Source organism: Chryseobacterium sp. Tr-659, from assembly GCF_011752975.1.
GTDB lineage: Bacteria > Bacteroidota > Bacteroidia > Flavobacteriales > Weeksellaceae > Chryseobacterium.
The window spans coordinates 875,081-890,116 of record NZ_VWWP01000001.1 but is presented as its reverse complement, the minus strand read 5'-3'; the positions used below and the strand labels follow the sequence as shown (position 1 = coordinate 890,116).

At 36.9% G+C, this 15,036-nt stretch carries 10 protein-coding genes and 1 pseudogene; 6 read left to right on the top strand and 5 right to left on the bottom strand.

Annotated elements, in window-relative coordinates; genetic code table 11:
- Positions 1-17: 17 nt before the first annotated feature.
- Positions 18-1,073 (top strand): hypothetical protein, encoded by a 1,056-nt coding sequence (locus F3J23_RS03910; RefSeq protein WP_167024340.1) that lies wholly within the window; start codon positions 18-20, stop codon positions 1,071-1,073.
- Positions 1,074-1,116: 43 nt separating this feature from the next.
- A complete protein-coding gene (locus F3J23_RS03905) occupies positions 1,117-1,314 on the top strand; it encodes a hypothetical protein (RefSeq protein WP_167024338.1) in 198 nt (65 codons plus the stop codon).
- Positions 1,315-1,520: 206 nt separating this feature from the next.
- Here F3J23_RS03905 and F3J23_RS03900 read toward each other — a convergent pair whose 3' ends face one another.
- On the bottom strand, positions 1,521-1,910 hold the full coding sequence (locus tag F3J23_RS03900; protein ID WP_167024336.1) for an SRPBCC family protein: 390 nt from the start codon (positions 1,908-1,910) through the stop codon (positions 1,521-1,523).
- Positions 1,911-1,946: 36 nt separating this feature from the next.
- Here F3J23_RS03900 and F3J23_RS03895 point away from each other — a divergent pair, with 36 nt between their 5' ends.
- The gene (locus F3J23_RS03895; RefSeq protein ID WP_167024334.1) at positions 1,947-2,555 is read left to right on the top strand and encodes an NUDIX hydrolase; all 609 of its coding nucleotides are present in this window, start codon (positions 1,947-1,949) and stop codon (positions 2,553-2,555) included.
- 149 nt (positions 2,556-2,704) lie between these two features.
- On the opposite strand, the gene F3J23_RS03890 is transcribed toward F3J23_RS03895, so the two are convergent.
- A complete protein-coding gene (locus F3J23_RS03890; RefSeq protein ID WP_167024332.1) occupies positions 2,705-3,976 on the bottom strand; it encodes a UDP-N-acetylmuramoyl-tripeptide--D-alanyl-D-alanine ligase in 1,272 nt (423 codons plus the stop codon).
- A 154-nt stretch (positions 3,977-4,130) separates the two neighbouring features.
- The gene (gene gldJ, locus F3J23_RS03885) at positions 4,131-5,732 is read right to left on the bottom strand and encodes a gliding motility lipoprotein GldJ (RefSeq protein WP_167024330.1); all 1,602 of its coding nucleotides are present in this window, start codon (positions 5,730-5,732) and stop codon (positions 4,131-4,133) included.
- A 165-nt stretch (positions 5,733-5,897) separates the two neighbouring features.
- On the opposite strand from gldJ, the gene porU reads away from it, so the two are divergent.
- Both porU and porV read left to right on the top strand, forming a co-directional pair.
- Positions 5,898-9,797: a type IX secretion system sortase PorU gene (porU, locus tag F3J23_RS03880; RefSeq protein WP_167024328.1), complete on the top strand. Its 3,900-nt coding sequence runs from the start codon at positions 5,898-5,900 to the stop codon at positions 9,795-9,797.
- A gap of 59 nt (positions 9,798-9,856) precedes the next feature.
- Entirely contained in the window at positions 9,857-11,020 is a 1,164-nt protein-coding gene (porV, locus tag F3J23_RS03875; protein ID WP_105680985.1) for a type IX secretion system outer membrane channel protein PorV, read from the top strand.
- A 147-nt stretch (positions 11,021-11,167) separates the two neighbouring features.
- Here the strand turns inward: porV and blaCHM are convergent.
- Positions 11,168-11,927, bottom strand: a pseudogene (gene blaCHM, locus F3J23_RS03870) (CHM family subclass B1 metallo-beta-lactamase).
- Between the two features lie 188 nt (positions 11,928-12,115).
- Between blaCHM and F3J23_RS03865 the strand changes: the two are divergent.
- Positions 12,116-14,380, top strand: a complete 2,265-nt coding sequence (locus tag F3J23_RS03865; RefSeq protein ID WP_167024326.1) for an FUSC family protein — start codon at positions 12,116-12,118, stop codon at positions 14,378-14,380.
- On the opposite strand, the gene F3J23_RS03860 is transcribed toward F3J23_RS03865, so the two are convergent.
- Positions 14,361-14,975 carry a 4'-phosphopantetheinyl transferase family protein gene (locus F3J23_RS03860; RefSeq protein WP_167024324.1) on the bottom strand — a complete coding sequence of 205 codons (615 nt, stop codon included), beginning with the start codon at positions 14,973-14,975 and terminating at the stop codon, positions 14,361-14,363. The two genes, F3J23_RS03865 and F3J23_RS03860, sit on opposite strands and share 20 nt — an antisense overlap.
- Positions 14,976-15,036: the final 61 nt, after the last annotated feature.

The following is a 15,036-nucleotide window of genomic DNA, read 5'->3' as shown; positions in this document are numbered from 1 at the left end:
TACAAAAAAAAAGGAACATGATAAAATACACATTTAGTTTTCTGTTATTCATGATGAGTATACTTTTTGTGCAGGCAGAACAATTATACGTTAATTCACAGACTGGTAAGGATACCAACTCCGGAACAAAGGCAGAGCCGTTAAAGACAATCCTAGAGGCTGCAAAACGTGTCAATTCCAACAAAGAGCCGGGAGCAACCACCATCTTTCTTTCAGAAGGGATACATCTGCTAACTCAAACCGTTATGTTCACCAATGACAAGTATACTCTTAAAAACCGTCTTATTATTCGTGCAGATGTGATGCCAGACGATGCAGACTGGACTCCCCAGAAAATGCCGATTATTGTTACAGCAGCCCCGCTTGAACAGGGCGTAGGCGGACAGGAAGCGAGAGGTATACAACCCGAAGTAAGCCACGTAACTATTGAAGGGCTCCGTTTTACCGGAAGTCCGGATTACTCCTATATGGATGGCACTAATCTCCGTCGTTCTTATCCCATATGGCGTGATGGAAAAAGTCTGGATGATCTGCTTATAACGCAATGTCTTTTTGCCGGAAATGTTGATGTATTGCCATTGCATGTGGGAGTTATAGCCAATGGCTATGGTCTTGTCATTGATCATTGCGTGTTCTTCAACTGTAAAATTCCTGTTGTTTTTTGGAAAAATGAGGGAAAAGCCGGTAGTCGTAGTGCGATGCAGCATTCCTTGGTGTATGGTGGTTATTTCTGTGGTGTCTGGACTACACAAGGTACGAATGGAGACGATTTCGATTTTCACCATAACATCATAGCCAATACCAGTACAATATGGATCCGGGAAAAAGGAAGTACACGCCGATATAAAGCTTCCGATTGCATTTTTACCAGCTATAACAAGCTCGCGGGATATGGAAGCGGCCCGTTAAGTGACAGTAATGCAACATCAACAGATTTTCTGGAAATGAAAAACGTGCAAACTACCGGAACCATCATTATTGAAAAAGACCAGAGTAAACGTAATTATCTGCAATTAGCAGAAGGTTCAATGGGTTCAGACTTAAAAGCAGGGCTTTTTAAAAAGAATCAATAACAATATGAAAAAACCGGATATGTAAAACAAAATATTTTGAGGTATGAAAAAATCCGAATTTCTGACAGTGATCAACCTATTGTTGTTAACTATAATTGCCGGGAATGTGTTATTCAATTGTACAGTTGGTAAAGAGAAACATTCCCCAGTTACAAATACTTTAGAAGACACACCTCATTTTATTCCTGTTCACCACAAAGAAATTACCGAAATAAAAGTGGAATTGATTGGCGGCTATTAAAACAGGGAAAATGAAATATATTTGAGAAGGTTTAAAATAGGAAAAGCCAATGCATGGCCGGATAATCTAAAAACATCGTTAGTAAGATTTAAAAACCAATATTATCTGGAATCATCTGCATTATATCGCTTTTTCTATTTTACTTCTCAGGAAAATCAAATTACAGCAATAAATAAAAAAAACCTTCAAAATTGAAGGTTTTTGTATTATTTATAAGCTTCGATCTTATCGGTAAGCGTATTGATAAAGTTCTGCAATGGTTTTTCTACCATCATTTTAATGAACGGATTGAATTTTCCTTCAAATAACATCTGAACTTCTGTCTGGTTGTCATTGATCGGGTTCAAAGTAGCCGTTAATGAGAAATCCAAGCTTGAACTTGCTGATCTCAATACAGCTTTTTGGTCATCCACCTCATCTATCTTCAATGCGATTTCCGGCATTCCCTGTAATCCAAATTTAAATCCGTTATCTCTTGTTTCAAATTTCTGAAGCCCGTCCGGCATAAATTCTTTATAATTTTCAGGAGATTTCAGTAGCTCGGTAAGCTCTTTAGATGATTTATTGACAATAATCTTTCGTCCTTCTAAATTCATTTTTTATTTTTGTATTTAAATTCTTAACTCTTACAAATGTATAAAGTTTTTGTCAACGAAAAAAAATTATTAATATCTAAGCATCCTGAAGAACTAGAAAAAAAGCTTGGATATGAAAATTATACCACTTTAGAGATCGCTTTAGATCTTCTGGAGAATACTTCTCTGCAGGAACTGAATGTATATGGTGAGAATATTGATGAAATCTGGCAGCAGTTTCAAAACCTTTTCAGAATTATAGAAGCTGCCGGAGGGCTTGTGAACAATCCGGAAGGGGATGTTCTTTTCATCAAAAGACTGGGAAAATGGGATCTGCCCAAGGGCAAGATGGAAAAGGGAGAATCCAGAGAAGAATCTGCAGTACGGGAAATTGAAGAAGAAACCGGACTAAGAGATGTTGAACTCGTAAAATTCATCAATACCACATACCATATTTACGTGGAAAGAAACGGTGAAAAAATATTGAAATGTACCCATTGGTTCGAAATGAACTTCAACGGTGAAGATACTTCCACACCACAAATTGAAGAAGGCATTACTGAAGTTGCCTGGAAAAATATTTCACAAATTGAAAACGAAGTTTTTCCAAGCACATTCAAAAATATTAAACTGATTGTAAAAGAATTCTGGGAGTTGAAGAAATAAATCGTAGAGCTGGAAGTTGGAAGAGTGAAGCCGGAAGTTACTATCCACTTTTTTCGGTCATCTTTTAACAATGAAAATTTATAAAAGTTAAGTAAAAGGCAACAACTCTTCACTTAACCTCAGAAGCTTCCCTCTCCCAGCTTACTGTATTAAATAAATTCAATTACTTTTTCAAGGGCTATTCCTCTTGAACCTTTCAGTAAGATATTGTCAGATTGAATTTTATGCTGTTGCAGATATTCCGTCAACTCTGCTGTATTTTCAAAAGCAAGCATTGAAGGATTAACCGCTTTAAAGTGTTTTCCTACCGTAATGATTTCATTAAAATTAAGATCTTGCGCCAGTTTTAAGATATTCTGATGCTCTTTTTCGCTTTCGTCACCTAATTCAAGCATATCTCCGATAATAATGGTTTTGCTTCCTTCAAAGCCAATAAAGTTATTGAGAGAAGCTGTCATTGAACTTGGATTCGCATTATAAGTATCAAGAACCAAAGTCTTGTTTTCTTTTTTTACTATTTGCGAACGCATATTCGTTGGAGTATATAATTCAAAAGCATGTTTTATATCCTCGAAGCTTATTCCGAAATGAAGCCCCAGGCTTGCTGCTGCACATAGATTGGTGAAATTATATTCTCCTGTCAGCTTTGAAACCGCTTTTGCCCCTTGATAAGTAAGGCCTACAAAATGATCTTCTGAAAAAGATTCGAAATTATAATCGGACTCTTCTTTTCCAAAACTAATAATGGGTAAATAGCCTTCTGTTTTTTCTACCTGAATAGGATCATTTTCATTTACAACAATTGTCTTGTTATTATTTTTAAGAAAGTCATACAGTTCAGACTTTCCTTTGATCACCCCTGCAAAACCACCGAATCCTTCCAGATGTGCTTTTCCGAAGTTGGTAATATATCCAAAATCGGGTTTTGAGATGGTACAAAGAAATTCAATCTCTTTCTGGTGGTTGGCTCCCATTTCGATCACAGCCATTTCATGTTCTGGTTTAATCGAAAGAATGGTTAAAGGAACACCAATATGGTTATTTAGATTTCCAAAAGTATACTGCACATTAAATTTCTCAGATAATACAGCATGAATCAGTTCTTTTGTTGTAGTCTTTCCATTACTTCCCGTAAGCCCGATAAAAGGAATGGTAAGCTTGCTTCTGTGATAAATAGCCAGTTGCTGTAAAAATTCCAATGTAGACGGAACATAGAAAATATTTTTATCCTTGTTCTCGAATTCCGGCAGTTCAACAATCACAGCTAAAGCACCATCATCAATAGCCTTCTCGGCAAGCGTTGCAGCATTGAAATTTTCACCGGAAAAAGCAAAGAAAATATCATTTTCTGCTATTTTTCTGCTGTCGATGGTTACTTTACCGGCTTGCAGAAACAAAGGATAAAACTGTTCTGTATTCATTTAGAATTATATATATTTTTAAAAGAGGTCACACGCAATCGCTAAATCCTTATGTGTATTTTGGACTTTTTTGGCCCAAGCGATTTCATGGTTCAAAAATAAAAAAACCTTCCGGAAATCCGGAAGGTTTTTTATAAGTATTTTTTGATAAATATTATCTTCTAGTTCTACTCTTATCGTTAGTTCTGGCATCCTGTGCAACACGGAAACCAATCCAACCATAAGCCTTGTTTTGATTTTTATATCTTCTTTGTCCCGGATCCAGCCAGTAAGCAGTATCTTGCCAAGAACCTCCTTTTACAACTCTAACATCGTTAGAAATTCCTGAAGTTCTTTCTTTACCGTCTTTCTGTAATTTTACTCTACCGCTGGCATCTACAACGAAGCTTTTCTTAGGAGAGTTATACATATCGAATCCTTTAGCAGAATCTGATGCTCTGTAATATTCTAAAGAAGATTGTCTGTCACCATCTCTGTAGTTTCTATAGTCAGCGATAGTTTCTCTTTCGAATTGTCCAGGAAGTCCTCTGTAAACTAATCTTCCGTCAGCCAAAGTATCATATTTGATAGTTCCCTCGTCGATCATTTTATAAGTTCCGTCACCGTTTCTTACGATCGCCTGAGGCATATTTCCTCTATAATAGTTGAAATCGTTGTAATCTTCATCAATGATAGGTCTGTAAACGTCAGCTGTCCATTCAGAAACGTTTCCGTACATACCGTAAACTCCAAGATCATTAGACGGATATTGTCTTACGTCTGAAGTTTGTGCTGAACCGTCATTTTTCCATCCAGCGATACCTGAATAGTCACCTTTACCCATTTTGAAGTTTTCAAGGAACATTCCTCTTTCTCTTCCTTTGGTACCTCTTAATTTTTCAATTTCAGGTTTTTTTCCTAAGTATTGGTTATATTCTCTGTTCTTAGCCATACCAAGAGCTGCATATTCCCATTCAACTTCAGTAGGAAGTCTGAACTTCTGAACCATTGCAGCATTAGGAGCTCTGTTTGCAGCCAGTAATCTTTGGTTGGTAGTTTTCATACCTGTTTTCTGCTGCATTCTTTTCTCGTTGATATATCCTTGCATTTCAGGATCATTCGATTTGAATTTATCCATGTTGAATGCGGTACCTCCCTGGTTGTTGGATTCGTTGATGTACAAATCCTTAGCAATAATACCTGCCTGCATCAAAGCTTTTTCGTTTGCTCTGTCTGAAAGCCATTCACAGTATCTGTTTGCCTGAGTCCAGGAAACTCCTACAACCGGATAGTAATCGAATTCCGGAGAACGCAGATACGTTTCATTATAATCGTTTCTAGCTAATTTGTTGTCCCATAATAAGGTATCCGGTAAAGCACCGTTATAGATTTCCTTAAAGCTTGGGTCACTTGGTGGGAATACATACTTCAACCATGTAAGGTATTCGCGGTATTCATAGTTAGTAATCTCAGTTTCTCCGATAAAGAATGAACTCACCTGCATTCTGCGCGGCGTGTTATTCCAATCGTGCATAACATCATCTTTCACTAATCCCATTGTAAAAGTTCCACCTTCTACATATACCATTCCCGGCCAACCCTTCTGCTTCTGTTGCTTTCCTGCAAAAAACCAACCCTGTTTTTCGTTTGGTTTCCAACCCGTTTTACTGACAAATTTTTTGGTACCGCCACCTTTGCTGGTCCCTGATCCGCCACAGCTGGTTAATGCAAGTGTAGAACTTAATGCTATTAATGAAAACAACTTTAGTTTTTTCATAGTCGATATAAATATTTTCAAGAGTACAAAGAAAAAATAAATTATTCAATAAATCAAATAAAGATTTGATTTTTTTGAAAAACGATAACAAATTAATTTTATTGTATTACAATTTAATTCTAAAATTTTCATTTATTTTGTAATTTAGCAATTTCAATAGTAAACATGAAACGAAAAATTACGATTTTATCTTTAATCGCTTTTGCATCAACACTTTACGCCCAGAGAAACACCATAGAATGGGATGGCTCTAAAATCCAGGATTTTGGTGAAACAAAATTGAATCTTCCAAATTTCAAAAATGAAGGTTTTTCTTTCAGCCAAAATAATGTTTTTATAGTAAGCAAGCAAAAAATTGGAGAAAAGCAATTAAAAATTTCAGACCTGGTCTGGGAAGGCGTTTCCAATCAGGATCTGTATGAGCTGGATAAAGGCAGACTTCCTGATTATGATGTTGCAGACGTTTCATATTATACTTTGGATGGAGAAAGCTATGCCAGCATCAGTATTGCACTGTTTAAAAATGTAAAAGGCCGTGTTCAGAGATTGTCTTCATTTAATGTTTCGGAGGCTTCTGCTTTTGTAAATTATTCCGGCGGAGTAAAAAAAGTAGGAACTACAGGAAATCCTTTATCAAGTGGTAATTTTTACAAAATAAAGGTTGATAAGTCCGGAGTATTCAAAATCACATCACAGTTTTTAAGAGATAACGGAATTAACCCGGCTTCTGTAAACCCTAAAAATTTCAGAATTTACGGAAACGGAGGAATCATGCTTCCTGAATTCAATCAGGATACGAGATATGATGCTTTGCAGGAAAATGCCATTCAGGTAGTGGGTGAAGATGACGGTGTATGGAATGACAATGATTACGCTCTTTTCTATGCGCAGGGACCCAATGGATATAATCTTTACGATACCAATAACGGAAACGGTTTTAAAAGAAGAGATACGAGATTCGCTGAAAAAAGTAATAATGTCAAAAATATTTATGAAGATTTCTCTTACTACTATATTAATTTTGACAAAGGAGCAGGTAAAAGAGTTCCAACTGTTGACGGAAACCTCCCTGGCCAGTTAATTACCAGATACGATAATTATCAGGTGATCAATAATGACCAGAAGAATCTTTTAAAGGTAGGAAGAACCTGGGTGGAGGATCCTCCTTTCATCAATGAAAAAACAATTACACTTACTACCAATTCACCTATCCAGGCCAATGATCTGGTAAAGTACAGAACACAGGTAGTAGGTTATAAAGCCCAACAGGATGTTATTGAATTTAAGCTTAATAATATCCCTTCCGCTCCTATTGAGGTACCTACGGATACCCCAACATATCAATATAACTTCTACCCTATTCCGTTTTCCGGTACTCTTACCAATATTACAGGAAACCAGGTTACCTTTACTTATAACCCGAATATTTCCAAAAACCCGAACGGAACTTTCTATTTTGACTATCTTGAATTACAATACAAAGAAAATCTTGCATTCAACGGCTCTCAGATGAGCTTCAGAGATTTTTCTATTGTAAGCGGAAGTAATACCAATTATGGGTTCAGTATTTCCAACGCAGCTAATATAGAGCAGGTATGGGACGTTACGGATATTACCAATGCAAACCGAAGAGTGAATAAAGCCGCAGGAGGGTTTTTCAATTTTGCATATACGGCATCCGATCAGAATTTCAACAATGAATTCGTAGCCTTCCGTGCTGATGCGGCTTTCAGCCCTCAATTTGTAGGAAGAATCGCCAATCAGAACCTTTCTGCCATACAAAATGTGGACTATCTTATTCTTACTGTTCCTGAAATGATGGGACAGGCACAGAGAATGGCCAGTTATCATCAGACCAATCATAACTATAAAGTAGAAATTGTTGATGTCAATAAAATCTATGAAGAATTCGGGAGCGGAAGTAAAGATCTTACTGCGGTCAGAGATTTCATTACTAAGCTGAACACTCCAAACGGAAGACTTCAGTATGTTTTTATTCTTGGAGATGCTTCATTTGATTACAAGAACAGAATTCCAAATAATACCAATATTGTTGCCAGCTACCAGAGTGAGCAATCTTCAGATTATGTGTCGTCATTCGTTACAGATGATTATATTGTAATGACAAAACCACAGACATCTCTTTTAATTGAAAACAATCTTCCGGATCTGCCGGTAGGAAGAATTCCTGCTGCCAATGTAACTGAAGCCGGAGATATGATCAACAAAACATTAGCTTACTATAATTCGCTTCAGGGACAATCCAGCCCTTTCGGTGACTGGCGTATGAGACTCGATTTTGTAGTTGATGATAATAATGAAGGAGGATCTCCTTTCCATAATGTAATGAATTCAAGTCTGGTGAGCATTTTTGAACAACCAGGACAGCAAGAACTGAAGGAATATAACGTAAAAAAATTATATATGGATGCCTTCACCGCTCAGAGCACATCGGGCGGGCGTAGATATCCTCAGGTAAACCAGGCTATATCCAATGCAATTGGAAACAGTTTATACCTTTTCTACTTCGGACACGGAGGAATCAACGGCTGGGCACAGGAAAGAGTTCTTACCAGTACTGAAGTACAAAATGCCAACAATTTTTCCAATGTATACAGCAGATTTCCTTTTGTATCCACAATAACCTGTGAGTTCACTTTATGGGATGAGCCGGGAACCAATTCTGTGGGAGAACAGTTTATAAAACTGAAACAAGGAGGTGCTTCTACCATGATTACTTCCAGCCGAGCGATTGGTGTAGATTATGGACGTGATTTCACCAATACGTTTACCCGAAATATTTTTAAATTAACCAATGATGATTTTAACTCATTAGGAAATGCTCACTTAATTGCAAAAAAACAGAAAGGACCTAATAATAACCACCTCAAAGTAAACTTCCTGGGTGATCCTGCTATGCAACTGAGCAGACCCAAAAGACTTTTGGTTATCGATCAGATTGATACTCCTGTTCCCGGACTGGTAAGAGGCCTGGATTTCGTTAAAGTAAAAGGGCATGTTAATAGTCCGAACGGAACATTAAACAATACGTTCAATGGAAGAGTTACGATCAATATTTTTGATAAAAGATTAAATAAGACTACTTTAAATAACAGCGGCTCTTTGTCTCCGGTACTTAACTATACAGAAGAAGGAAGTGCTATTGTAAAAGCTTCGGGAACTGCTGTAAACGGAGTATTTAATGTAGAATTCTATGTACCTAAAGACATCAACTATGCGGTAGGAGAAGGAAGAATATTAGGCTATGCAGATAATAAAGCGATGGATGTTTTCAATAACCAGCCTGTACAGGTGGGAGACATCAATCCTAACGGAATCAATGATAACCAGCCTCCAAAAGTAAAACTGTATATGAACAACACCAACTTTGCGGATGGCGGAATCACCAATCAGAATCCAATGCTTCTTGCATGTCTAACAGATGATACTGGAATTAATTCTACAGGTTCAGGAGTTGGCCATGATATTACAGTATATCTGGATGGCCAGATCATCAATACGGTTGTTCTAAATGATTTCTATGCAGCAGGTGAAGGAAACGGGTGTCTGAACCCAAGTCTCGCCGATTATCAGAAGGGAAATGTGACTTATCCTTTCAGAAATTTAGCAATCGGACAGCATCAATTAACATTTAAAGTTTGGGACATAAACAATAATTCCACAACTGCTACGTTAAATTTTGAAGTTAAAGATGAATCTGACCAGCACCTGATGATAAACCGTCCGCTGAACTGGCCGAATCCTTTCACTAATAAGACCTATATCCAGTTTGAACACAATTGTGATGATATTCTGGATGTGAATGTACAAATCTACACCATAACCGGAAGATTGGTAAGAACTTTATCTCAGCCGGTGGTTGCAGAACCCTTCCTACAGGGCTTTAGAACCCCTCGTCAGGCAATAGAATGGGACGGAAGAGATGATTTTGGAGCTACTGTTGCAAAAGGTACGTATATTTTTAAGATATTTGCAAAAAGTCAGAATCAAGAAAAATGCAAAGGAAGTGCTACAGCTGTGGAAAAAATGGTACTTTTGAAATAATTAAATAAAACATAGACAATAATATTAACAAAAAACTGATAATATATAAAAGACAACATATGAATTTAACTACTAAACTGCTTTTAGGATTTGGTTTGAGTGCTGGTTTTTTAGGCTATTCGCAAGATTTAGGTAAAGTAAACCCAGTTCTTACCGGAGCTCCTTTTCTAAGAATTGCACCTGATGCAAGATCGGGAGGTATGGGAGATCAAGGGGTGGTAACCTCTCCGGATGCATTTTCACAGTTCTGGAATGCGGCTAAATATCCTTTTAGCAGAACAAGTTCTTCCGTAGGTCTTAACTATACACCTTACATGGGAAAACTTACCAATGATGTATTCTTATTATATGCTTCGTTCCATAAATTCTTGGGACAGGAAGAAAGATCTACCATCTCTGCAAGTATCTATTATTTTAATATGGGACAGGTAGACCTGACTCAGCTGGTAGGTACGGAAATTGCTTCAATGGGTACATCAAAACCAAACGAATTCTCTATTGACGTTGCCTACGCTCTGAAACTTTCTGATTCATTCTCCGGTGCCGTTACCGGTAGATTCATCCGTTCAGACTTAGCCGGCGGATTCAACACAGATACTACGCTTAAAGCAGCTAACTCTTTCGCAGTAGACGTTTCAGGATATTATACCTCTCCAAGGTTCTCAAGTATTGGAGGATATGACGGTAAAGTAAATGCCGGTATCGCTATTCAAAACTTAGGTCCGAAACTGGATTATACAGGAAATGAAGAATCCAGATCTTATCTTCCGACAATGGCAAGATTAGGGGTTGGATACGACATGTATCTGGATGATATGAACAGAGTAGGAATTTCTGTGGAAGGTTCAAAACTTTTGGTTCCGGGATCTGAATATGCAGGAATTGATCCTAATACAAGACAGCCTATTTATCAGATTCCGAATGTAGGTCCAATGGCCGGTATCGGAAAATCTTTCAAAAATAAAAACAGTATCATGTACAGTGGTGCTTTGGAATATTCATATGACAACGCTTTTTCTGTAAGAGGAGGTTACTTCCATGAAAGTGAAGAGCAGGGAGCAAGACAATTTGCAACTGCGGGTGTCGGGTTAAGATATCGTTCTTTCGGACTGGATCTTTCTTACCTGATCAATATGTCTAAAATCAACAGTGCATTGGATAATACACTTCGTTTCGGTCTTACCTGGAACATCGGAGAAGAAACATCCAACAACGACCGTTAAAAAAAGCAACAGCTATATAAAAAAGCCTCATACTTAGTAATGAGGCTTTTTTGGGTCCATGGTCAATCGTCAATCCCCTTCACTTGTCAATTTATTTTAATTCTGGAAATTCACTATTCACTTTGCAAAGCAAAAATTGATTATTCGCTATTCACTTTTAAATAAATTAATGGTATAATCAAGAAGCCTTCTATCTCCATATTCACCATGTCCCGGTACAACAATTTTTACATCTGGATATTCTCTTTTCACTTTTTCAACGGTTGCTGACCAGGCGGGAACATTGGCATCTCCTAAATACCCTTTGCCGGCTTCAAGTTCTTTTAACAAACATCCTCCAAACAATATTTTTTCTTTTGGAAAATATACTACGCTATTATCTTTTGTGTGTCCTTCCCCAAAGAACTTTGCAATAACCTTTTCATTTCCTACGTTCAAAGTCAAAAAATCATTAAAACCGCTTTCGGGGACTACAAAATGATTTTCCTTGGCCAGCTCAATAGTTTTAGAATAAGAATAGGACGGGATATTATGGATATGAAAAGCCTGCAGCCCACCCAAACTATCATCATGAAAATGAGTCGCAATAACAGCGTTAATTTTTGAATGAAGAGTTCCGTTGATCCATTGTATTAATTCTTCTGAGCTTTTGTCATTGGTAGGGGTATCAAAAGACAATAGTTTCATTATTATTTTTTACGATAAGCCCGTTACAAGGAACATTCCCAAAATCGTTGGTCTGTTTAAAAGAAGTATGAATAAAAGAATTTTCTGATATCTGAGTAATCAATAGGTCTTTGGATTTGTAGATTTCCCTGGCTTTAAAATCTTCTTTCTTTTGAGAACTGCAGCTTAAAACCGAAAAAGAAAATAAAATAATGAGTATAAATTTAACCGTGATTTTCATTGATCCTATATTTTGATGATTGATTTTCAGAGAAAACTAAATTAAGAATTGTAAAGCAAAAAATTAGCAGAGAATTGAAATGCTTTTGCAAATGAAAATAGACCTTTATTAAAAAAATATAATATTTAAGTTCACAAAAGTCTCTTCTTTATGGCGATTTTTCTGATTTCAATAGCTATTTTTGTAGTATGAACTATTCGGCAGAACTAAAAAAATTTGTAACCAGTCAGTATGTATATTCTGCCATCAGAATTACATTAGCTACTGTTCTGCCTTGTTTAGTCCTTGCCCACTTCGGGATTTTAAAAGAATATTTCCTCTTTCCACTGGGAACCAGCTTTGTAGCTCTAACAGATCAGCCAGGTCCTTTCATCCGAAGAAGAAATGCACTTACTTTTGCCATTTGCTGTTTTGTTCTTGTTGCTCTCATCGCAAGTCTTGTGATGGATTTCAAGATACTGGTACTGCTTGAGATCATTGTTTTCGGAATGTTTTTCTCGCTGATTGGAGTATACGGACAGAGATTAGCCGCTGTAGGTTCTTTATCTCTGGTTGTACTTGCCATCTTTATTGACGGACATCTTACAGGAAACGATATTCTTAAAAGTTTATTAATCTTTGCCTGCGGCTGTATCTGGTTTCTCCTGATATTCCTTATTGTAACAACAATTCGTCCTTACAAACTGGCAGGACAAATGATCGGGGAAAATTATCTTCAGCTGGCCGAGTTCCTAAAAATCAAGGCCAATTATTATCAAAAGAATCCTGATTTCGATAAGCTGACCACTCAGGTTATTGCCAAACAGATTGAAATAAAAAACCTTCAGGAAGATACCCGTGAAACGGTTTTCAAAACCAGAACCATTGTCAACGAATCTACCACTACCAGCCGTCTTTTGATGCTGATGTTTCTGAATTCCATGGACCTTCATGAGAAACTGATGACTTCTGAGAGTGATTATCAAAAACTTCAGCAGAGTTTTGAAGACAGCATGATTCTGGTGAACATTCACGATTATCTGAATCTGCTTGCTGAAGAAATCACCAATATCGGGATTGCCCTTCAGAGCGGAACCAGAGCAAAACCGATGTTTAATCTGGATCTTGAACTAAAGAACCTTAATTATAATTATTTCGAACTTAGAAATAAACAATTGTCTCCGGACAATCTGGAAAACTTCATGGTTTTGCGTCAGATCCTGATGCGTATTTATGAAATTACCAAAGAGATCAATGAGATTTACAAAGTCTTTTCTCAAAATGTAAAGCTGGCAAAAAGTTTATCTACGGGATTAGATCTGAGAAAATTCATGCCTAATGAGCCAAAACTTAATTCCAAGGTTTTAAGAAATAATATCTCATTATCTTCATCACATTTCCGCCATGCAATAAGAATTACAACAGCTCTTCTGGTGGGGTATCTATTCTCCATGTTTGATTTTCTCGGGCTGGGACATACGTATTGGATATTAATTACCATTACTGCTATTTTAAAGCCGGCCTATTCTATCACTAAGAAAAGGAATCTCCTCCGTCTTTACGGAACAGTTACTGGTGCAGTAATAGCCTATACCATCCTGCACTTCATTCATATCAATGGAATTCTCTTCGCAATATTACTGATCAGCATGATCATGTGTTTCAGTTTTTTGAAAGGGAGGTATTTCTGGGCAGTATTATTTATGACCATTTATATTTTCCTGAGTTTTAATTTTTTAAACCCCGGAAAAGTCAACATTATTTTTAAAGACAGAATTCTCGATACTGCTATTGCGGGAATTATTGCTTTTGCAGTCTCTTATATTGTACTTCCTGTTTGGGAACATACCCAGAATCTTGATCTGATGAAAAAATCCGCTGCGGATAACCTTATCTATTTTCAGAGTGTTATTTCTAAATTCTTGCAGGGAAATTTTGATGTTGAAGATTATAAGGTAAAACGGAAAAATGCCATCATTTCACTTGCTAACCTTTCCGATAACTTCCAGAGAATGATTTCTGATCCTAAAAATCAGCAGAAAAAACTGGAAGTGGTTCATCAGTTTGTAGCAACCTCACATCTGATCACGGCCTATACGGCATCATTGTCTCAATATTCTAAAAATAATGAACAGTATCCTGAAATAGATGCTGAAAGCTGGAGCAGAAAAATTGAAGCAGAAATGCAGCAGACTTCGACTCTTCTTAACGGAAACGACGTTAATGAAACCTTGAAAATGGAAAGCCGCCTTGAACCGGAAGATTCATCTATTGAAGATATGCTGCTGAAAAGAAAAACCGAGATTGAGGAAAATGACATTGTTGACCGCAGAGATCCCGACAAAATTTCGCATTTGACGGAGCTTAAAAATATTCATGATATTCTGGAGCTGATCTATGACGTTACCAAAGAACAGAGAAAGGTCATTGAAAAATACCGAAATGAAACAGATCCTACTCCTCCACAATCGTAAAGCAGTAATCATCAAAAAATTCTACTCTGGCTTTAAATTCGTCTGAAAATTGTTCGTCATAAACCCTGCAGCTGATTTTGTGAAGATGTTTCAGTTCGAAAGGTTTCACCTCATAATTTTTCTTTAAAGACCAGTATTTTGAGTGGTGAATTTTATACATACTTTCTTTTACACTCCATATAATAGTGTAAAATGTATCTGCTTTATCTACTGGAATAAATCCGCGTTCGTTTTCGTAAGTGAACTTATCAATCACTCTTAAGATTTTGGGATTGAACTTTTCGACGTCAATTCCTATTTTATTTTTAGAAATCGCAATGGCTGCAAAAGGAAAAGAATGGGTAATGGAAATTTCTGCATCCTGAGGAGAGAGAAAAGGTTCCCTTTCTTTATATAAAATTTTAGAATGCGGTTTTAAACCTTTCAGAAGTTTACGAACCATCAGCACCTCCAGAAGTTTCTTAGGATGATAATCTTTTACCTTTTCTGCATTTTCCGGTTCCAGAAGTTCATTGATATCAAGTTCTTCGCTTTCATCATACTTCCAGACAAGGATGGTAGCATTATCATCGGAAAAATCTCTGTAAAGGGGCATTCTTTTTTTATTGGACAAAAATAGTGAAAAGAAGCGGAAAGTGAAAATGATGAAAAGAATG

Coding starts and splice junctions, on each gene's coding strand:
- F3J23_RS03860 (WP_167024324.1), bottom strand. CDS start 14,975: ATGCCCCTTTACAGAGATTTTTCCGATGATAATGCTACCATCCTTGTC.
- gldJ (WP_167024330.1), bottom strand. CDS start 5,732: ATGAAAAAACTAAAGTTGTTTTCATTAATAGCATTAAGTTCTACACTT.
- F3J23_RS03865 (WP_167024326.1), top strand. CDS start 12,116: ATGAACTATTCGGCAGAACTAAAAAAATTTGTAACCAGTCAGTATGTA.
- F3J23_RS03895 (WP_167024334.1), top strand. CDS start 1,947: ATGTATAAAGTTTTTGTCAACGAAAAAAAATTATTAATATCTAAGCAT.
- F3J23_RS03905 (WP_167024338.1), top strand. CDS start 1,117: ATGAAAAAATCCGAATTTCTGACAGTGATCAACCTATTGTTGTTAACT.
- F3J23_RS03910 (WP_167024340.1), top strand. CDS start 18: ATGATAAAATACACATTTAGTTTTCTGTTATTCATGATGAGTATACTT.
- porV (WP_105680985.1), top strand. CDS start 9,857: ATGAATTTAACTACTAAACTGCTTTTAGGATTTGGTTTGAGTGCTGGT.
- F3J23_RS03900 (WP_167024336.1), bottom strand. CDS start 1,910: ATGAATTTAGAAGGACGAAAGATTATTGTCAATAAATCATCTAAAGAG.
- F3J23_RS03890 (WP_167024332.1), bottom strand. CDS start 3,976: ATGAATACAGAACAGTTTTATCCTTTGTTTCTGCAAGCCGGTAAAGTA.
- porU (WP_167024328.1), top strand. CDS start 5,898: ATGAAACGAAAAATTACGATTTTATCTTTAATCGCTTTTGCATCAACA.